The organism is Adlercreutzia equolifaciens (assembly GCF_029076695.1).
GTDB classification, from domain to species: domain Bacteria; phylum Actinomycetota; class Coriobacteriia; order Coriobacteriales; family Eggerthellaceae; genus Adlercreutzia; species Adlercreutzia equolifaciens_A.
Window position 1 is genome coordinate 1 of sequence record NZ_JARFIK010000527.1, and the last position, 293, is coordinate 293.

Genomic DNA, 293 nt, shown 5'->3' on the forward strand with positions numbered 1-293 from the left:
GTCGCTGTCGGAATGGAGATATTTATTATGAAAATGGAAGCAGATGTAGTCATTGTCGGAACAGGTGTGGGAGGGCTTTTCAGCGCACTGAGTCTTCCGAGAGATCAGAAGATCATCATGATTACAAAGTCAGATTTAGAGAGCAGTGATTCATTCCTGGCTCAGGGAGGAATCTGCATGCTGCATGACAAAGATGACTATGACAGTTATTTTGAAGATACAATGAAAGCGGGACATTATGAGAACAGAAAAGAATCTGTAGATCTTATGATCCGCAGCTCAAGAGAGATCAT

The 293-nt window shown here is 42.0% G+C and carries 1 protein-coding gene; it reads left to right on the forward strand.

Annotation, left to right across the window (positions count from 1 at the left end; translation table 11 throughout):
* Positions 1-27: 27 nt before the first annotated feature.
* Positions 28-293, forward strand: a 266-nt coding sequence (locus PZH32_RS13470; RefSeq protein ID WP_275208758.1) for an FAD-binding protein, incomplete at its 3' end; no start/stop codon positions are given.